Raw genomic sequence first — 19623 nt, forward strand, 5'->3', positions numbered from 1 at the left:
TTGTATAAACCTCAGATCAATTAACGGTTTTAATTCGGTTCTGTCGAATACCAGCTATCACTCGTCTTACGACGGCCAACCAGATGCCGAGCACAATGAGGGCAATTCCGACTAGATGGAAGCTGTGCATAGTCTCATTCAACACCAAGATAGACAAGAGTGTGCCGAATACCGGAATCAGATAGATAAACAGCCCCGCCGTCGACGCGCCCAACTGCGCCACACCACGATTCCAGAAAGAGTAAGAGAGTATAGACGGAAAGATCGCAATATAGACCACAACCGCCCAGACTGGCGTCTCGAGGGTCGGCATGACAAAGCCACCCTGCTCAAACAGTGCAAATGGGAAGATCACCAGCAAACCAATCAAAACCGACAGCCCGAAAAAGGTGAACGGCTCGAGCTCTTTAGGTTTGAACTTTAAGGTGATCGAGTAGAGAGCCCAAGTCACAATCGCAGCCAATATCCAGACATCCCCTGGGTTAAGATGCAGTGAGGCAATTCGCTGCAACTCACCTTGGGTAATTAATACCAGAACTCCCATCAGTGATGCCGCAATCCCTAACCACTGCAGCCCACCCACAGACTCTTTGAAGAATAGCCGGTTCAACAACAAAATTAGAACGGGAATAATCGCATGCATCAAAGTAGTGTTTGTCGCGGTGGTCGTCTCAACCCCCAAATAGATGAACGTGTTGAAACACCCGACACTGGTGAGTGATAACCAAAAGAGCAGTGGAAAATGCGCTTTTATAATCGGCCACTGTCGAATCGCTTTGGGCAGCCAGAAAGGCAATAGGATCAAAAAGGCGAGTCCCCAGCGTAAAAATGCCATCAATAGTGGGTCGGCAATATCAGCCACTCCTTTAGCCGCGACATGATTACCCGCCCAAAATAGTGGCGTTAAGATCAACAATAGATAGGCGATCAACGTGCATTTCCTTTAGCAAAATAACTTAATAAACCGTAATGAGGCTCTTCGCCTGTTACGGCGTAATTGAGAGTACGAGAGTTCTCAAACAACCAGCGCTGTTGAGACAGGTCCGCTCCTCTTCCGGCAAACAGGATCTGATCTCCCAACTGCAGCTCAGTCAGCTCACCCGGCTCGATCATAAATTGATCACCACGCTTCACCAGCAGAGCCAAACATTTCAGCTCCTTTGCTCGATCTGCTGGGGATTTGAGTAGTGATCGTAACGTCAATGTCTGACCAGATTCTATCCACTCTTTTACTGCAGGCGTCTCTTCTCCCAGTGTAAAAGCCTGAATGCGAACCTGGCCATCACCTACAAGGCGATTTAGGCGCTGAATGAGCTCTCTGGCATCCACTTCATCAAGCGCCATCGATTGGTCTAAAAACTCAGCCAGCAAAGGTGTACGCAGATGAGCCAGAATGCGACTGGCAATGGTGCGACCGGGGTTCATGACAAAATCGGCTTTAAGTCGCTCAAAAATTAACTCATTAGAGTCCAAGTTTTGGCGAACAACCGTCTGCAACCTAGGATTTAATTCGCGAGCCGTCATGATGATCGACAGATTATCCGCATCATTACCTGTACCAGCAATAATACCCACCGCTTCTTCAACACCCGCTTGAATCAGGGTAGATGCCTCGGTACCTATACCGACAATCGATGTGGGCTCATCACCTCTGAAGCTATCCATATGAGGATCCACTAAAGTGATCTCTGTCCCCTCAGCACGCATGGAGCCGGCTAACGCGCGACCAAAGCGACCATAGCCACATAAAATCCAGCGACCCGATTGATGCTTATAGGTTGATGCGATTGAGCGGTGCTCAGAGTAAATCAGCCAATCAACGATCAGATGCTTTTGCGGACTGTGGGCCGCTAGGCCAAGATACTCGGCAAACTGCTTAAAGGGGTCGACTACCAGATCGGTGCCAAAGGAGTAGAGGTTGGCAGTGGTCGTATCATTTTCGCTGCGGCTCACCACAATGCGTTTCGGATAGAGCAGCTTGCTGGCAATCGAGACCGACAGATTGACGTTATCATCATTGGTCAGGGCCAACACACCCAGACAACTTGAGTTCTGCAAACCGGCCAGATCGAGATTTTCTGGCAGTGAAGCATCGGCACATAGACCCACCACCGGCAGTGAATACTGTTCAAGTTCTAAAGCATCAATTCGGCTCTGATCGATATCGATGACCACTGACTTGATACCCTGTTGCTCTAGTCCAGCCACCACATCTCGGCCCGTTGTGCCAAAGCCACAAATTAGATAGAAGGGCTCTCGAATCGATCGAACTTGATGAGCAAAACGGCGAGTGCGCAACAGACGCGAGAATCCTTGATCTTGCAGCACACTCAACATGGCACCGATGGCATAGAGCCAAGCAATGACGGTTGCGTAGATGCAGACCAGGGTCCACATCCGCTGAGCACTGGTGAATGGGTAAGGAATCTCACCAAAACCGATGGTGGAACCCATAAACGAGACAAAGTAGAAGGCGTGGAAGAAATCCATACGCCAAGGCTGACCCTGATCATCAAGCCCAGGTATTAAAACAAACCCAAGCACAGAGACGGCGTAAACGCCGATTAGAACGCTCAGGGGCAGTCTTAGCCGCCTAAGTAGAATATAGAGCAGTGTATTCATCGACGAATCGACGCACTCTCAACCACTAGCAGAACCACCGACACAACATTCGCCACCAGTGCGCCAGCTGCAAGCGACACAATACTGGCCATCGTCCCATCCGTCATTCCCAGTGACGAGATCTGCTCGGCATAGGCCCAGACCACAGCAGCGGCAATCAATTGCAAATCGGCAACCAAGCTAGTCGCCAGCAGCAGTGCTCCAAGGTGGCTGCGGTCACCAAACTTCAACACCGTACAAATTAAACTAACCACCAGGGCCAAAAAGAGCTCAAACACTTCATGATGTGCAGGGTTATCGATATCCCCAAGAACAAAGCCGACATTCAGCGTCAGGGCTAAGATGATAAAGAATCCAAATACAACCTTTTCACGGTTCATCAACAAGCGCTCCCAATAATCCAGTTAGTCAGCTTAAAACGTATTTCTGTTCAACATCTTAACGACGTTTAAGTTAGGCTTAATATTAATGACTGAAGCTAACACTTATCGTGACTGTTTATCTAGGGGGTATTTCACATCGTGATCAAGAAATCGATCGTTTCTCTTCTATTTCTCGTTTTTTTATCACTGTCGTCGATCGTTGGTGCCGACATAATCAAAAGCCTCAACGACACTCGTGAGTATCGAATTCTTGAACTGGACAATCAGTTAAGAGCATTGCTGATCTCGGATATGCAGAGCGACAAAGGAGCCGCCTCCTTGAATGTACAAGTAGGTAGTAGCGCCAACCCACCGGAGCGTGCAGGACTGGCCCATTTCCTAGAGCACATGCTCTTTTTAGGCACCGAAAAATACCCAGAGGCGGACGCCTATCAAGCGTTCATTAACTCTAATGGCGGCAGCCACAACGCCTTCACCGCCTACGATGATACGAACTACTTTTTTGATGTCCGAGCAGAGGCGTTCCCAGAAGCGCTCGATCGTTTCGCTCAATTTTTCATAGCACCACTCTTCACTGAGGCTTACGTGGATCGTGAACGAAATGCCGTCCACTCTGAGTACGAGTCAAAACGGCTGGATGATGGACGTCGCATCTACGTGGCTAAAAAAGAGGCGATGAACCCAGAGCACAACTGGACCCAGTTTTCGGTCGGCAACCTCGATACTCTGGAAAACACGCCAGAGAACCCCATTCGCCCCGATTTGATCGACTTTTACAACCGTTACTACTCGGCCAATTTGATGACACTAGTGGTCAGCGCACCGCTCTCTTTAGACGAACTAGAGACGCTAGTAACTCAGCGTTTCTCTAAGGTTAAAAACAGCAACGCCACGCCCTACAGCGATGCGGTGCCGCTGTTCACAGAGAACGAGATAGGTCGTGAGATTCGCATCAAAACCCTCAAAGAGAGCCGCCAACTAACGCTCACTTTTCCTGTTCCCCCCAGAGAAGGTTACTGGAAGAAAAAACCGCTCTACTTTATTGCAAACCAAATCGGCTATGAGGGCAAAGGGTCACTCCTCTCTTACCTTAAGGATGAAGGTCTAGCCGACAGCGTCGGGGCTTGGACTGGCATCGATCAACCCGAACAATCGACCTTTGATATCCATATCGATCTAACCCTAAAAGGTCTGGAGCAGAAAGAGCGTGTGATTGAGGCAGTGTTTAGCAAATTTGAGCTTATTAAACAGGCCGGTGTTCAACAGTCACTCTTTGATGAACAAGCTCTTCTTGCGATGAATGAGTTCCGATTCCAGCAGAGTTCAGAACCGATCCACAACGTGATGCGTCTTTCTCAGATGATGGTGGACTACCCTGAGGCTGAATTGATCAGGGCCTCCTACGCCTTTGATCAGTTTGATGCCGCGTTGATTAACGACTACCTCTCGTACATGACGCCGGACAACCTAGTGCTAGGCCTCTATTCACAAGAGGTTGAGACGGATCAGCAAGAACCTCGATATGAGATCGACTACAGCATTAAAACAATCGACTCCGCCCTTCTAGAGCGTTGGAGGAGCCCTAAATCCATTCCTGCTCTTAGCATAAAACCCTTGAACCCCTACATTGCCGATCAGTTCGATCTTCTCGAAGAGTCGCAAGCAGAGTTACCTGAGACTATTTTTCAAAAGGGCAATCTCACAGCCCTGCACAAGGTTGATGTCAGCTACAAGCAGCCCAGAGGGGCAATCAATCTGGCAATTCTGTCAAATAAGGCTCAGCCTGATGCTGCCGCATCCGTCGCCAATTCACTGTTGACCGACATGATCAATGAGCAGCTCAACGAAGCGCTCTACGATGCTGCACTGGCTGGACTGAATGCAGAGCTCTACCCTCACCTGCGAGGCCTATCCATTAAAGTGAGTGGCTACAACCAGCGTCTGGATCGGTTGTTAGAAACACTGCTCAGGCCACTGAGAATGCCATTACAGGATGAGGCGTTATTTGCTCGACTAAAGCAGAGCCTTAAAGAGGATCTTGCCAACAGCCTTAAAGAGAAGCCCTACAACCGAACCTTTGCCCTGCTCTACCAAGAGTTGTTGAACAGTTGGAGCAGTGAAGAGAAACTGGCTGTCATTGATTCGATGACACTGGCTGATCTTTCCAAGCAGAGGGAGAGTCTGCTCGCAGAGGGTCAGTTAAAACTGTTTATCCACGGCAATATCAGTCGTGAACAAGCTAAGTTGATCAGCTCAACCGTTCACTCAGCACTCTCTGAAATGAAATCCGTTAAAGTCAGCCCAATCAAAGCGAAGAGCCTAGCTGAGGGAGAGACAACCAAATCGATCTCGGTGGCGCATACCGACTCCGCACTACTGCTCTACCTTCAGGCGGACAGTGACACCGCTCAAGCACGCGTTGAAACCGCTCTGATCAACGAGCTTCTCTCGACACCGTTTTACACTCAGCTGAGAACAGAGCAGCAACTGGGCTATGTGGTCTTTTCAAACCTTCTACCTATAGGTGAAACACCCGGAGTCGGTTTGACCGTGCAATCTCCGACGGCTGATTCGCAAGCGCTGAAACAGGCTTATAGTGATTTCTTATCGGGTTGGCGTGCAGGGTTAGCAGCAGAGCTAGAGCAAAACATCGAACAGTATCGAGCAAGTCTGCGCTCGCGGATTGCGTCACCCTCCAAGCGGTTGGCGGATGAGACTGAAAGACTCTGGCGAGAGATTGATCGTGACAACCTAAACTTTGATACCAGAGAGCAGCTTCTAACCGCGTTAGACAATCTGACGTCTGAGCAGATACTCAAACGCGCAGATCAGCTGCTTGAACGTAAACTTTGGATAGAGGCTAACCCTGAGCAATCTTAGTCATACTCTCTAAGGTTCAAAGGGGTAGATCGACTCCGCATAGAGGGCGATATCTTCCAATATCGCCCTTTGCTCAGCCGTAGTCTCCGGTAGTTCAGCAATGCGATTCAGCTCTGCATAGAGTGCTTCAAAGGTGAGGTAACCACCGGTGCCTTTCAGTAGCTTTTGCGCTCGAAACTCCTCCCAACTCAACTGTTCCTCATCGGTTAGGGTTTCTGGGAAATTTCGAGCTTTATAACGCAGCAACATCTCCTCTAGACGGGGATCCTGAAACGGCAGCTGTAATTCGTACAAGCTCTCTTCATCCGCCTCACGCACGCGATCGATCAGTTTTTTGTCATCATTGGAGAAGAAGCCACCAGAGTAGATCTGCAGATCAGGGTCAGCAATCGCATCGCGATCCTCTTGGTAAACCGCCATCAGTTTCTCTCGGAGATTGGGTTCATTGCGCAATAGCGCCAAATGCGCCCGACATTGATCGCCATCAATGGCAAACTTTGCCGGTTCATCACCACGCAGCATGTTGGCCGGTGCCACAATCGGGCAACGATTGGCATGCAGCAACTTCAGAGCTAATTTAGGGGTATTCTCATCACGCTGATCGCGCGGGAGATAGAGATTCTGTTTAATCTGCTCGGCAGTCAGTTCAAAAAGCGGGGCTGGGTTGTGTCGTAGATCCCAAACAATGCTGGCATTCTTGTTGGTTGGGTGCACCGCAATCGGGGCAACAACCGCCATATTGCCTTGCTCTACCGGGTAACGTGATGAGACGTGTAACACCGGCTTCATGCTTTGCGGATCGATCAGTTTTTGAATCGCCAATTTGGAGCGATGACGAATCACATAATCAAACAGCTTGGGTTGTCTCTCTTTAACCAGCTTGGCCATCGCAATGGTGGCATAGACATCAGATAACGCATCGTGGGCACTACCATGCTCAATGCCGTTAGCCTTGGTCAGATCTTCCAGACGCAAACTCGGCGTGCCATCTTCGTAGCTAGGCCAAACGATTCCATCGGGACGAAGTGCGCGAGTGAGACGTAACATGTCGATGATATCCCAACGAGAGCAGCCATTTTGCCACTCACGCGCATAGGGATCGTAGAAATTGCGATAGAGGGTATTTCGCGTCACCTCATCATCAAAGCGGATTGAGTTGTAACCGACACCGCAGGTACCTGGTCGAGCCAACTCTGCATGAATCCTAGCGATAAACTCGGCTTCACTGACCCCTTTCTCTAAGGCAATTTGTGGCGTAATCCCGGTAATCAAACAAGCCATCGGGTGCGGCAACATATCATCGGCAGGACGAGCGTAGATCATCACAGGATCCTCAATGATATTGAGGTCGGCATCGGTCCGAATACCAGCAAATTGCATGGGACGATCTCGTTGTGGATCGGTTCCGCTGGTCTCGTAGTCGTGCCAAAAAAACGTCTCGCTTTGCGCACTCATCTTCGCATCCTTGATGAAAATTGCTGATAATAGCGTTAAGAGTAACAGGCCCTTTCCATTCTGGCTAAGAGAGTTCTAAAAATGCTAAACAATCCTACTGAATCAAACTGCCCCTGCGGCAGTGGCGCCCCCTTTTCAGAGTGCTGCCAACCCTATCTAGCCGGCATCGCAGTCGCACCCACTGCTGAAAAGCTGATGCGCTCACGCTACACAGCTTTCTCTGTCGGTGCTGTGGACTATCTGATCGATACTTTAGCGCCAGAGCGACGCTCACCAGGTGAAGCGAACATGCTGGCACAAGAGCTTCGCTCAACCGAGTGGGTGAAACTGGAGATACTGGATACGCATGAGGGTGGACCTCTGCACCAAAAAGGACAGGTCGAGTTCAATGCTCACTTTAAAGCGGCCGATGGAAGAGCTGGGGTACTGCACGAACGATCCAATTTTCGCCGTGACGCTGACAAATGGATCTATGTGGATGGCGACGTTGAAGTCAATTGAAGGAAAGTGATGTCAGACGCACTGACTAGGCCTTTAAATACGCCTTTTGAAAAAATTGCGTCTGACATCGATTAATCCCTAACTCTATTAGAGAGGGATTAGAACATGTGTAGACCACCGTTCACTGAGAAGTCCGCACCGGTCATGTAACCCGACTCTTCGTCAGCAATAAAGGCTACCGTGCGACCGATCTCATCCGGTGTACCGAAACGTTTAACCGGAATCGTTGAAGTAATCTTATCCTGAATTGCCTGATCAATCTTAGCCACCATTGGGGTTAGGATATAACCTGGTGACACCGTATTGACGGTAATCCCTTTAGCAGCCACCTCTTGCGCCAGCGCCTTGGTAAAGCCGTGGATACCCGCTTTAGCTGCAGAGTAGTTTGCCTGACCGAACTGACCTTTCTGCGCATTCACAGAGGAGATATTGATGATACGACCAAAGCCTTTCTCAAGCATTGGGTTAATCACTAGGCGTGTCATGTGGAACATACTGTCGAGGTTGGCGCTAAGTACTTCGTCCCACTGTTCCCAGCTCATCTTCTTGAACTGACCATCGCGAGTAATACCCGCATTGTTGACTAGGACATCAACTGAACCACCAGTTAGCCTTTCAACCGTCGCAATACACTCAGCACAAGACTCAGCATTAGTGACATCACCGTAAGCGACTTCGATCTCGTAGCCATCTTTGCGTTGCTCCTCTTGCCAAGCTTTGGCTTTCTCGTGATTACCACCTGAGTTGTAGCCAGCAACGACTTTAAAACCAGCATCAGCCAATTTGCGACAGATGCTGACACCCAAGCCACCGGTACCACCAGTAACGAGTGCGACTTTTTGACTCATATTATTCACCCTTGTGTTGTGATCGACTCTCAATGAGGCGATTGATATGCAGGGAATTGGCCACTCTTATTGCTTTCTGCGCTCCACTCTCAGCAAGCAAGAAATGGAAAAACATAGGCCATGGAGGCTTTAAAAACCCTACGTTAAATAAGTAATTACTCTACTTTTTAGAACCTGACAAGTTTTAATGTCAGACAATGAACCAAAGTAGTGGATCAATTTAAACCAGAGAGATGACAGTGGTATGACGTCTGATTAGACCCTTTTTAGGGTCCGGATCATCCAGAACCAAGCGAACAGCGCCGTCAGCGCATTCGCTACCACTAGGCCGATAAAGAGCCCTTTAAGGTCGAACAGGGTGCTACCTAGCCAGCCGAGTGGAATGTAGAAGAGAAAGAGTCGAACGATGCTGACACGCATCGCATGATAGGGGAGATGCAGAGCATTAAAGCTGGACGAGCTGAGGAAAGTAGTCGCCTGAAATCCAAAGCCCAGCGGTACAATCAACATCCAGAGAACCAACCAGCGACCAACCTCAGAGTCGTTAGTAAACAGTGGCACTAAAAGCCCTGCACCAAGGGCTAACAGCAGGTAGATCAACAACTGCCAACTCAATGCAAAGAACACCGCATCACTGTAGGCAGACTTAACACGCGCGATCTGTTTCGCACCTAAGTTCTGACTTATGAAAGGTGGCAGCGTCATCGACAAGGCCAAACAGACCAGTAGGGCCAGAGATTCGATACGACTGCCTACCCCAAACGCTGCAACCGCAGCTGCACCATGCTGCGCAACAATCGCTGTCAAAATCCCGTTAGCCAGCGGCGTCATCATATTTGACAGAGCCGCGGGCAGACTGATCTTTAGGACTGAACGCCAATTTTTAAACAACACACTGGGGTCTAGTACTCCCAGCAGGATCATCTTTTTACGAACGAACAGCACCCAAATCGCTAACACAGAGGTGATCGCCCAAGCGATTAAGCTAGCAATGGCAGCACCCTGTATGCCCATCGCAGGAATAGCGCCCCAACCAAAAATCAGGATGGGATCCAGGATAAAGTTGAGAATTGAAGAGCCCAACATCAGCGCGGCTGAGGTGCGAGTATCACCCATCGAGCGGAAGGTGCTGTTACAGACCATGTTCAGAACCATAAAGATGGCCGCAAAGAACCAGACCGACATGTATGCGTCTATATAAGGGATCAGATACTCAGCAGCCCCCATCAACTCTACGATAGGAATCAAAAGAAACTGCCCGATAAAGCCCACCACAGCAGTAATCAAAACTGCCATCAGTAGGTTATCAGTCGCTAAACGTGCCACTCGCTGTTTCTCACCGCGACCGATCAGGCGAGCTAGAGTTGCAGAAGTCCCCACACCAAGACCGATGGCCAGACTGGTCAGCGAGAAGCTAATCGGAAAGGTAAAGGACAGTGCCGCCAGCGGCCAAGTGCCTAAGCGACCGACAAACCAAGCGTCTGCCAAGTTAAACAGCATCAGACTGATCATGCCGAACATCATCGGCACGGTCATGCGCACCAGTGTCGGTCTTATCGGGTCATTAGTCAGATCTGCAGCTTTAGACATGCGGGCACTATAACCTAGGTTCCCACGCACACCCAGCTTTGCAGTACACTATTACAAAATTTGTCAGGGCTTAATGTGAATTTACTGATTCTAGAAAAAGAGGATTTCACCTCCTCAACTGAGGTGCGCATCAGTGACCGTCGTCACCGCCACATGCTTGAAGTACAAAAACTAGAGGTCGGCGACACCCTAAGAGCGGGCGAACTGAATGGACTGATTGGCTCAGCCAGAGTGGATCAGATCGATTCTGAGTCGGTATCCCTTAAGGTTGACCTTCAAAAAGAGCCCCCCAAACCACTGCCAGCGACTCTACTACTGGCCCTACCCCGTCCAAAAATGTTGAAACGGACCTTTCAAACCCTAGCCGCCATGGGGGTAAAAGAGATCTACCTGATCAACGCCTATCGCGTCGATAAGAGCTACTGGTCAACGCCTGTCCTGTCAGAAGACTCGATCCGCGAACATCTGATTCTGGGTCTAGAGCAAGCTGGCGACACACAACTGCCCAAAGTGCATATCCGTAAACGATTTAAACCCTTTGTTGAGGATGAACTGCCAGCGCTGGTTAATGGGAAACGCGCACTGATCGCCCATCCCTACAACGCTTCACTCTGCCCTGAACCATCAGATGAAGAGACATTGATAGCAGTCGGTCCTGAAGGCGGATTTATCCCTTACGAAGTCGATCTGATGCAGCAACAGGGGCTAGAGGCCATTCACCTTGGGGAGCGGATTTTACGGGTCGAGACCGCTGTACCCGTGTTACTGTCGCGACTTTTTCCCATTAGTTAGCTGACAGTGATCAAAGGGCGTTTAAATAACGACCCCAATCGAAACAGGGTCCCGGATCGGTTTTACGTCCCGGTGCAATATCACTATGACCGGTGATTCGGTGTGGGGTAATCAGCGGGTAGTGGGTCAGCAGTTGCTCAGTGATCTGAACCAATTGGTCGTACTGCTGATCGGTAAAGGGTTGATCATCGCTCCCTTCCAATTCAATGCCAATCGAGAAATCATTACACTGTTCGCGTCCATCAAAACTGGACTGCCCGGCATGCCATGCACGCTTGTTAAATGGTACAAACTGAACCACACGCCCCGTCCGCTCTATAAGCAGATGGGCAGAGACCTCTAACCCCTCTATCTGTTGGTAGTAGGGGTGCTCGCTGCAGTCCAACTCATTACAAAAGAAGCGCTCTACCGCCTGAGTATTAAACTGTCCTGGCGGCAAGCTGATGTTGTGAATCACCAACAGTGAGATCTCATCACTAGGTCGCTCATTACAATTGGGCGAGGCGATCCAGTCGGCGCCTATGAGCCGGCCTGAAGGCTGATCGATACTGAAACTAACTGACAAATTGAACCCCGCTAACAGTGGCGATGCAGGTAAGATCACGTACAATACCTGTTCAGATCATATTACCCGAAGAGTCCCTGTCGATGCTAACGCTAGAAACCCTGCAGCCCACCATTGAAGCGAATGTCCGTCTTGCGATTGAAGAGGACGTCAGTACAGGTGACATCACGGCGGAGCTGATTCCAGAGAGCCAGCAGGCAAAAGCCGAGATCATCTCACGCGATCAAGCGGTGATTGCCGGCAGCGCTTGGGTCAATGAGGTTTTTAAACAGGTCGACCCGACCGTCGAGGTAGATTGGAAAGTAGCAGATGGGGACACCGTCGCGCCGAACACCCTGCTCTTCACTCTAAAAGGCTCTGCGAGAAGCCTATTGACCGGTGAACGCGCAGCACTCAACTTCCTTCAAACACTATCAGGCACTGCCACCCTCGCCAAACAGTACTCAGACAAGGTCGCCAACACCCCAGTTAAACTCTTAGATACGCGCAAGACACTTCCGGGGCTGCGTTTGGCACAGAAGTACGCCGTCACCTGCGGCGGTTGCTACAACCACCGCATCGGTCTGTTTGATGCGTTTCTAATCAAAGAGAATCACATTCTAGCGGCCGGCGGCATTGAATCCGCCATCTCACAAGCCAAGTCCAACCACCCAGGCAAACCGGTGGAAGTCGAAGTCGAAAGCTTTGACGAGTTAAACCAAGCCCTAGAAGCGGGTGCAGACATCATCATGCTCGATAACTTCACTCCCGATCAGATGCGCGAAGCGGTTGCCTTGGTTGATGGCAGAGCCAAACTGGAAGCGTCCGGCAACATCACCGACGACACCCTGGTGAGTTACGCCGAAACCGGAGTCGACTACATTTCGATTGGCGCGCTCACCAAGCACTGCCGCGCGATTGATCTATCAATGCGGTTGGTCTAGTTCAGATAAGTAATATCGTAGGAGCGATCTCGCAGAGGTCGCGATAGTGCCGGTGACTGGCTTCAGCCTGTCATCCGCAGGTAGAATTTATTACCTATCTGGAAAACACCGATAAAGCAGATGACAGGCTGAAGCCAGTCACTAGTGAATTAAACTCGATACGCAGTCGCGGGGCTGACCTCTGGTCTGACCCAACTTTATCAGCATCTTCCAGATCGTCGGGTAAAGTTTGCCAACAAACTCAATGCCGAGTCGGTGTATGTTCAAACTCTTCAGGACTCATACCCGAACTGAAATCCTCAATATCCGGCTGAGTCGCGACCTTGTATCCCTCGCTTGCCCACTCGCCTAGGTCAATCAACTTACAGCGCTCTGAACAGAATGGGCGGTACTTGTTTTCGGTGGAGTACTCGACCTTTTTTTCGCAGGTGGGGCATTTAACTTTCACAAGGGCTCCTGTCGGATTATGTCGTTTGTTGAGTGGTCAGCTGATGATAGAGCGCATCCACCTGAGAATAAAGCTCATCCAGGGTGCCGGTATTGCTGATCACATAATCGGCCCGATCAATTCGTGACTGACGATCCATCTGGGCGGCAAGAATCGAATCGACCTGCGCTTCACTTACACCGTCACGACTCAAGGTTCGCTGTCGTTGTACCTCGACCGGCACATCGATCACTAGCGACGCATCGATCTCTTGGTATTGCCCGCTCTCAAACAGCAAGGGCACAACCACCACCGCGATTGGGGTCTCGGCGTTTAAAGCGCGTTCGAGGGTCCTTTGACGAATCAGCGGGTGCAACAAAGCCTCTAACCACTGACGCTCATTAGGATCTTTAAAGACCCTCTCACGCAGTGCCGCACGATTCAACTGGCCATCATCTTGAATCACTTCAGGCCCAAAATGCTGTTCAATCTGAGTCAGCGCCGGCTGACCAGGCTCTACCACTTCGCGCGAAATGAGATCGGTATCCACCAGTGTTGCACCGAGGGACTCTAAACGATCAGCGGCGGCCGTTTTACCGCTGGCTATGCCGCCAGTTAGCCCCAAAATAAACGGAGGCATTAGAGGCCCAATCTCGTTTTCAGTGCGGCGATAATCGGCAGATTCGCTTCTGGAAATTGGTAGGAATCCATCTCAACAGGGTTGATCCACTCAATGGGCTGGCCTTCTAAACCGGACGCTTCGCCACTGAATGAGCTGACCACCCAGACATCTAAGACCACCGATTTATCGCTGTAGTCGTGTTCAATGCGGACCAGAGGTTCGCACTGCTGAACCTCAATACCGATCTCTTCAAGCAGTTCACGCTTTAGCGCTGTCTCAACCGACTCATCAGCCTCTACCTTACCGCCCGGAAACTCCCAAAGCCCGCCTTGATGTTTATCATCGGGGCGCTTCGCAATCAGCAGTTGACCTAGTGGATTCAGTATTGCGGCGGCGGCAACCAGTATCTGTTTCATAGCGATTATTTGAATAGTCTCTTATGAACGGTAGTCGGCATTGATCGACACGTACTCTTTCGATAGGTCAGTCGTCCAGACCGTCTCGCTGGCAGTACCACGATTAAGTACCACGTGAATCAGGATATCCTCCTCATTCATCACCGCCTGTCCCTGCTCTTCGGTGTAGCTGGCCGCTCGGCCACCCTTCTCGACAATACAGACATCGCCTAAATAGATTTGTAGCGCATCCAGATCAAGGTTTTCAATGCCGGCACGACCCACACAGGCCAAGATACGACCCCAGTTAGGGTCACTGGCGAATAGAGCGGTTTTCACCAGTGGCGAATGAGCAATGGTGTAAGCAACATCCAACGCCTCTTTTGACGTTTCAGCCGAGTCGACACGGATCTCAACAAACTTCGTTGCGCCCTCGCCATCACGCACAATCAACTGAGCGAGTTGCAACATAATACGGTTAAAGGCTTCAACAAAGGCCGTTGCAGCAGCACTGTCCGCCTCTATTCGAACCCCAGAAGCACCCGTCGCAACCAGAGTACAGCTATCATTGGTCGAGGTGTCGCCATCGACAGTGATGCGGTTAAAGGATCGTTCCGTCGCAGCACTCATCCACGACTGCAACAAGACCTGATCAATCTCGGCATCAGTCGCCACATATCCCAGCATTGTCGCCATGTTTGGCATGATCATCCCTGCACCTTTGGAGATGCCGGTAATCGTAATGGTTTTACCATCCACTTCGATCTGCTCAGACGCCGCTTTAGCACGAGTATCAGTCGTCATAATGCCCCAAGCGGCATCCAACCAGTTGTCCTCTTTAAGATCAGCCAATGCAGCATCTAACGCACCAACGATCTTATCGACTGGCAGAGGCTCACCAATGACGCCGGTTGAGTAAGGCATTACCTGAGAGTCAGCAACACCCGCGCGCTGTGCAAGCTCTGCACAGACCGCTTTAGCATCCATCATCCCCTGCTCACCAGTACCGGCATTCGCATTACCCGTGTTAGTGACCAAGTAACGCACCTGACCCGTCGCCATATTGGCTTTCGCTAAATGAACAGGGGCCGCACAGAAAGCGTTCTTAGTAAAAACACCCGCTACTGACGCACTCTCCGGAAACTCCATCACAACAAAATCGCGACGTCCAGGCTTCTTAATGCCCGCACTGGCAATACCAATTTTGAAACCTGCAACAGGGTGAAGCGTAGGAAGAGTGTCAGGACCAACAGCCATGGAGAGTTCCTCGGAGTTAAAAATAATAGGCCATTATTTTAATGGGTTTGATCTGTGCCAGCTAACTATTTTTGTGTTGTTGTTTTGGGAAGATCAAGGGCAATCTATCCGACTAGCGTCGGCTAGCCTTCTTCTTTGTGTGAGCAAAGAAGAAGCAGGGCCGAAAGTGTGCTCCTGCACTTTCGGCATTCACCACATCCTGTGGATCAAACACACCCCGCTCCTTCGGCCTTCGGCACACTGCGCGCGATACTCTTTTTCTAACATCGAAAGGCACATTTCAGACAGATGATTTGCACCTGCATCATCTGCATACAAAACGTCGTGTTTCTAAGCCTGCTCCGTGCAGGCGCTGAAACTCTCGCCCATCCGGGGCTCGATCCTTTCAACGTCTTAACGAAAAAGAACACCGTGCTCGTTCTCAGTCGGACGGGGATAAATCGGCACAAGATTCGAATCAGGCACTGTTGGAGCGGTCTTGAAAAGGCCGCGATGGGTATTAATGGGGATCTAGCCAACAGCAGCGGTGTCTGGCTTTAGCCTGACATCCACTCTTTCAACGTTTTCCAGATCGCCGGTTAAAATCTACCAGCAGATGACAGACTGAAGCCTGTCACTGGAGGATAGAAAACTATCCTCCTACAACCTGCCCAAGCTGGAAGATCGGTAGGTACATAGCAACAACCAAACCACCAACCAAGGTACCTAGCACCACCATGATCAGCGGTTCTAACAGGCTGGATAGGTTATCGACGGCGTTATCGACGGACGCTTCGAAGAACTCGGCGACTTTATCGAGCATGGAGTCAAGTGAACCGGCCTCTTCACCGATGGCGACCATCTGAACGGTCATCACGGGGAATACACCGGTCATATTGATCGCATTTTTCAAGGATTGTCCGGCAGCAATACCATTGCGGATCTGCATGATGGCATCGTGGAACACCACGTTACCGGCGGCACCCGCACAGGACTCAAGAGCCTGCACCAACGGCACACCCGCCGAGAACGTCGTCGCCAGTGTCCGGGCAAATCGAGCAACCGCTGCGTTATAGAGTATGCCACCAATCACTGGGATTTTAAGACTGGCTCGTTCGACGGAGTCTCTGAACTTCTTCGAATGGATCATGCCGCGCCGGAAGAAGTAGCCACCGACAAACAGCAGGCCCAGCACATAGAGCCAATAACTTTGCGCGATCTCAGAGAGATTAACAACGAACTTAGTAAAGGCGGGCAAGTCGGCACCGAAGCTGCCGAAGACATCCTCAAACACCGGCACCACTTTAACCAACAGAATCGCGGTTACTAGAAGACCGACCACAATAACCGCGGTTGGGTAGGTCAGTGCTTTTTTGATCTTGGCTTTAAGCGCTTCACTCTTCTCTTTGTAGAGTGCCAAGCGATCCAGCATCGCCTCTAGGGAACCCGACTGCTCACCAGCAGCGACCAAGGAGACGTAGAGATCATCAAAATATTGCGGGAAACGAGACAAGGCAGTGGACAGGTCCGAGCCACCATTCACATCCGCACGAATATCGTAAATCAGTTTCTTCAGTTTCGCCTTCTCAGCACCCTGACCGACGATATCCAAACCCTGTAACAGCGGAACGCCCGAGCGCATCATAGTGGCCATTTGACGTGTGAAAAAGGCAATATCGATCGGTTTAATCGGTTTATCTTTGTTGGAGAAGATCGAAACGCTCTGTTTTTTGACCTTGTCGTAGTTGATCCCCTGCTTACGCAACTGGATCTTCGCTTCAGAGAGCGTCAACGCATCAACGGTCCCTTTACTTTTGTTACCAGCTTTATCTTTACCGGTCCAAGCAAAGGTCAGAATTTTTGGCTCTTTGTATTTTTTTCGCGTTGCGGTCTTCGCCATTCAGAGTACTTCTATCAAATAATTAAGCATTAATGATCAGTTCTTAATAACGCGGTTCATCTCTTCGAGACTGGTCAGTCCCTCAGCAACCTTTTTAAGTCCTGCTGTCCTAAGCGTAGCAAAGCCTTCACGTTTCGCCACCTCAAGGATGTCGAGCGACGAGCCATTCTCCATAATGCACTCAGCCACCGCCGGCGTCACTTCGAGCATCTCATAGATACCGACACGCCCCCGGTAACCACGGTTACAGCGCGAACAACCCTCTGGGTTATGCTCAAACAGATGCAAATCAGCCAGTTGCGACTCCTCAAAGCCCTGCTCTAATAGAGTCTCATGTGGGATATCGGTCTGCTTTTTACAGCCGGTGCAGAGTCGACGTGCCAGACGCTGCGCAATAATCAAAGTAGCTGAGGTGGCGATATTGAACGATGCGACCCCCATGTTACGTAGACGCGTCAGTGTCTCTGGTGCCGAGTTGGTGTGCAGGGTTGATAACACCATGTGGCCGGTCTGAGCCGCTTTAATCGCGATCTCGGCCGTCTCCAAATCACGAATCTCACCGACCATGACGACATCAGGGTCCTGACGCAGGAAGGCGCGCAGCGCTTCGGCAAAGGTTAAACCCACTTTCGGGTTCACATGGACCTGATTGATCCCATCCATGTTGATCTCGACCGGATCCTCCGCGGTGGAGATATTTCGCTCCTCTTCATTGAGGATGTTCAAACCGGTATAGAGCGTCACTGTTTTACCCGAGCCAGTTGGACCGGTCACCAGCACCATACCTTGAGGACGAGCCAGAGTATCTAGGTAGAGCTCACGCTGACCTGGCTCAAAACCCAGTGCGTCAACGCCCATCTTGGCACTGGAGGGATCCAGGATACGCAGTACGATCTTCTCGCCCCATAAAGTCGGAAGGCTATTCACACGAAAATCGATCGAGCGTTTAGCCGAGATCTTTAACTTGATACGACCATCTTGCGGCACACGGCGCTCAGCAATATCCATATTAGACATCACCTTAAGACGGGCAGAGAGGCGCGCTGCCAGGTTTCTAGGCGGCGAGCTGACCTCTTGTAAAATACCATCGATGCGCGAACGGACACGGTAGCTCTTCTCGTAGGGCTCAAAGTGAATATCGGACGCACCACCATTAATGGCATCCAACAGAATCTTATTGATAAAGCGAACAATTGGCGCATCGGATGCGGCATCCTCGGCACTGCTCTCCTCTTTCGGCAGCTCCGTATCGCTCACTTCGAGGTTATCTAAGTCACTATCACCCAGATCGCCAAGGGAGGCAGAACTGTCCTCGGAATCGAGTACCATCTCGATCTTACGAGTCAGCTTATCCTCTTCCACCAATATCGCTTCGGTCGGAAAACCGCTAGTAAAGCGCATCTCATCAAGAGCTTTGATATTGGTCGGATCCGAGATCGCCACATAGAGACGAGAATTACGCTTCATCAGCGGCAGTGCGTGGTGGCGAACAATCACCTTAGAATCGACCACATCTTTAGGGATTACATCTAATGGGATCGCATCTAGATCCAATACCGGCAGACCAAACTCTTCAGATGCAGCACTGGCGGCACGACGGGCACTGATAACACGATTGGCAATCAGGTAAGAGATAAACGAGCGTTGCTCGGCACGCGCTTTAAGCAGAGCCTGTTGCGCAGTCTCGGCTGTAAACACACCGTCACTAACCAACCGCTTCGCTAAACCGCTTAAGTTACTCGATGCCTGCACAGAAGATTCCTAAATAATGGGTCAAAAATTCTCTATTAACTATCTTAACTATGGCAAAGATATCGAAAACCTGCACGTTTAAAGATAAAAAAGTGAGTTAAATCAGTATTTTTAAAATTTTTTGGCATTTTTTTTACTTTTTTACTTGGAACTTCCCAAATCTGGTCTACTTTAAAGGTAACGGATTGAGAAGCCCTCAGGGAGGGTTCAAGTGGCACAAAGGATGTACCGCTTAATGTATTTAATAGTTAACTCACTGGAGAGTTTCTTATGATGAAGAAAACACAAAAGGGCTTCACCCTAATCGAATTGATGATCGTAGTCGCAATCATCGGTATTTTAGCTGCGATCGCATTGCCGGCTTATAATGAATATGTAACCGATTCTCGAAACAATGCATGTCTTGCTGAAGCTAAAGGTCAAGCTAATAAACTATTGATTGATACAGCTAGAGGTGATGAATATACTGCACCAACAGGCGCACTTGCGTGTGACTGGTCAGGTTCGACTACAAGCACGTGGGCTAGCTCTGCAGTTAATACAACTACTGAACTGAAAGTTGAGGTAAATGGAACATCTAGCTCAGCTTCGTGTTTTGTAGGTGGCATATCATCTGGAAATTGTTCTATTCAATAATAGTTTATAAATTTTCAGAGGCCGCATCTGCGGCCTTTTTCTTTAGTCGAGTTGTTCTTACTCTCCCCTCATACTACACTGCGCCTCAATTGATTA

The 19623-nt window shown here is 50.0% G+C and carries 18 protein-coding genes; 5 read left to right on the top strand and 13 right to left on the bottom strand.

All coding sequences use genetic code 11. The annotated features are described in order from the left end of the window. Window positions 1–16: 16 nt before the first annotated feature. Genes XMD530_RS01060 through XMD530_RS01070 form a run of 3 tightly spaced genes read right to left on the bottom strand, consistent with a single transcriptional unit; the run spans window position 17 to window position 3002 of the window. Window positions 17–931, bottom strand: a complete 915-nt coding sequence (locus XMD530_RS01060; RefSeq protein ID WP_217364137.1) for a DMT family transporter — start codon at window positions 929–931, stop codon at window positions 17–19. Continuing rightward, window positions 928–2622: a TrkA family potassium uptake protein gene (locus tag XMD530_RS01065; RefSeq protein ID WP_173506580.1), complete on the bottom strand. Its 1695-nt coding sequence runs from the start codon at window positions 2620–2622 to the stop codon at window positions 928–930. Before XMD530_RS01065 ends, XMD530_RS01060 begins: the two co-directional genes overlap by 4 nt. Next, window positions 2619–3002, bottom strand: a complete 384-nt coding sequence (locus XMD530_RS01070; RefSeq protein WP_173480431.1) for a DUF6394 family protein — start codon at window positions 3000–3002, stop codon at window positions 2619–2621. Before XMD530_RS01070 ends, XMD530_RS01065 begins: the two co-directional genes overlap by 4 nt. A gap of 141 nt (window positions 3003–3143) precedes the next feature. Between XMD530_RS01070 and XMD530_RS01075 the strand changes: the two genes are divergently transcribed. After that, window positions 3144–5885, top strand: coding sequence for an insulinase family protein (locus XMD530_RS01075; protein ID WP_173506581.1), 2742 nt, complete (start codon window positions 3144–3146; stop codon window positions 5883–5885). Between the two features lie 9 nt (window positions 5886–5894). Here the strand turns inward: XMD530_RS01075 and sbcB are convergent, their stop codons facing one another. Next, window positions 5895–7340 (bottom strand): exodeoxyribonuclease I, encoded by a 1446-nt coding sequence (sbcB, locus tag XMD530_RS01080; RefSeq protein ID WP_173506582.1) that lies wholly within the window; start codon window positions 7338–7340, stop codon window positions 5895–5897. 81 nt (window positions 7341–7421) lie between these two features. On the opposite strand from sbcB, the gene XMD530_RS01085 reads away from it, so the two are divergent. Then, the gene (locus tag XMD530_RS01085; protein ID WP_173483879.1) at window positions 7422–7841 is read left to right on the top strand and encodes a YchJ family protein; all 420 of its coding nucleotides are present in this window, start codon (window positions 7422–7424) and stop codon (window positions 7839–7841) included. Between the two features lie 98 nt (window positions 7842–7939). Here XMD530_RS01085 and phbB read toward each other — a convergent pair whose 3' ends face one another. Together phbB and XMD530_RS01095 are read right to left on the bottom strand one after the other, a co-directional pair. Then, window positions 7940–8689: an acetoacetyl-CoA reductase gene (gene phbB / locus XMD530_RS01090; RefSeq protein ID WP_173480427.1), complete on the bottom strand. Its 750-nt coding sequence runs from the start codon at window positions 8687–8689 to the stop codon at window positions 7940–7942. Between the two features lie 255 nt (window positions 8690–8944). Beyond that, the gene (locus tag XMD530_RS01095; protein ID WP_254443091.1) at window positions 8945–10279 is read right to left on the bottom strand and encodes an MATE family efflux transporter; all 1335 of its coding nucleotides are present in this window, start codon (window positions 10277–10279) and stop codon (window positions 8945–8947) included. Between the two features lie 75 nt (window positions 10280–10354). On the opposite strand from XMD530_RS01095, the gene XMD530_RS01100 reads away from it, so the two are divergent. Next, window positions 10355–11071, top strand: a complete 717-nt coding sequence (locus XMD530_RS01100) for a 16S rRNA (uracil(1498)-N(3))-methyltransferase (protein ID WP_173480426.1) — start codon at window positions 10355–10357, stop codon at window positions 11069–11071. Window positions 11072–11081: 10 nt separating this feature from the next. On the opposite strand, the gene ampD is transcribed toward XMD530_RS01100, so the two are convergent. Then, window positions 11082–11618, bottom strand: a complete 537-nt coding sequence (ampD, locus tag XMD530_RS01105) for a 1,6-anhydro-N-acetylmuramyl-L-alanine amidase AmpD (RefSeq protein WP_173483373.1) — start codon at window positions 11616–11618, stop codon at window positions 11082–11084. A gap of 101 nt (window positions 11619–11719) precedes the next feature. Here ampD and nadC point away from each other — a divergent pair, with 101 nt between their 5' ends. After that, window positions 11720–12559 carry a carboxylating nicotinate-nucleotide diphosphorylase gene (gene nadC, locus XMD530_RS01110; protein ID WP_173506583.1) on the top strand — a complete coding sequence of 280 codons (840 nt, stop codon included), beginning with the start codon at window positions 11720–11722 and terminating at the stop codon, window positions 12557–12559. Window positions 12560–12800: 241 nt separating this feature from the next. On the opposite strand, the gene yacG is transcribed toward nadC, so the two are convergent. The 6 genes from yacG to pilB all read right to left on the bottom strand — a co-directional run bounded on the left by yacG (window position 12801) and on the right by pilB (window position 18891). Next, window positions 12801–13007, bottom strand: coding sequence for a DNA gyrase inhibitor YacG (gene yacG, locus XMD530_RS01115; RefSeq protein WP_173480423.1), 207 nt, complete (start codon window positions 13005–13007; stop codon window positions 12801–12803). A gap of 16 nt (window positions 13008–13023) precedes the next feature. Then, entirely contained in the window at window positions 13024–13626 is a 603-nt protein-coding gene (gene coaE / locus XMD530_RS01120; protein WP_173506584.1) for a dephospho-CoA kinase, read from the bottom strand. Beyond that, entirely contained in the window at window positions 13626–14024 is a 399-nt protein-coding gene (mutT, locus tag XMD530_RS01125; RefSeq protein ID WP_173506585.1) for an 8-oxo-dGTP diphosphatase MutT, read from the bottom strand. The genes coaE and mutT overlap by 1 nt, the downstream gene beginning before the upstream one ends. 21 nt (window positions 14025–14045) lie before the next feature. After that, window positions 14046–15260, bottom strand: a complete 1215-nt coding sequence (gene argJ, locus XMD530_RS01130; RefSeq protein WP_173506586.1) for a bifunctional glutamate N-acetyltransferase/amino-acid acetyltransferase ArgJ — start codon at window positions 15258–15260, stop codon at window positions 14046–14048. Window positions 15261–15891: 631 nt separating this feature from the next. Next, window positions 15892–17139: a type II secretion system F family protein gene (locus tag XMD530_RS01135; RefSeq protein ID WP_173488528.1), complete on the bottom strand. Its 1248-nt coding sequence runs from the start codon at window positions 17137–17139 to the stop codon at window positions 15892–15894. Between the two features lie 36 nt (window positions 17140–17175). Next, window positions 17176–18891 carry a type IV-A pilus assembly ATPase PilB gene (gene pilB / locus XMD530_RS01140; protein WP_173506587.1) on the bottom strand — a complete coding sequence of 572 codons (1716 nt, stop codon included), beginning with the start codon at window positions 18889–18891 and terminating at the stop codon, window positions 17176–17178. A 270-nt stretch (window positions 18892–19161) separates the two neighbouring features. Between pilB and XMD530_RS11475 the strand changes: the two genes are divergently transcribed. Then, window positions 19162–19527 (top strand): type IV pilin protein, encoded by a 366-nt coding sequence (locus XMD530_RS11475; protein ID WP_371731651.1) that lies wholly within the window; start codon window positions 19162–19164, stop codon window positions 19525–19527. The last annotated feature ends 96 nt before the right edge of the window (window positions 19528–19623 follow it).

The sequence above is a fragment of the Marinobacterium sp. xm-d-530 genome (assembly GCF_013283365.1).
GTDB lineage: Bacteria > Pseudomonadota > Gammaproteobacteria > Pseudomonadales > Balneatricaceae > Marinobacterium_E.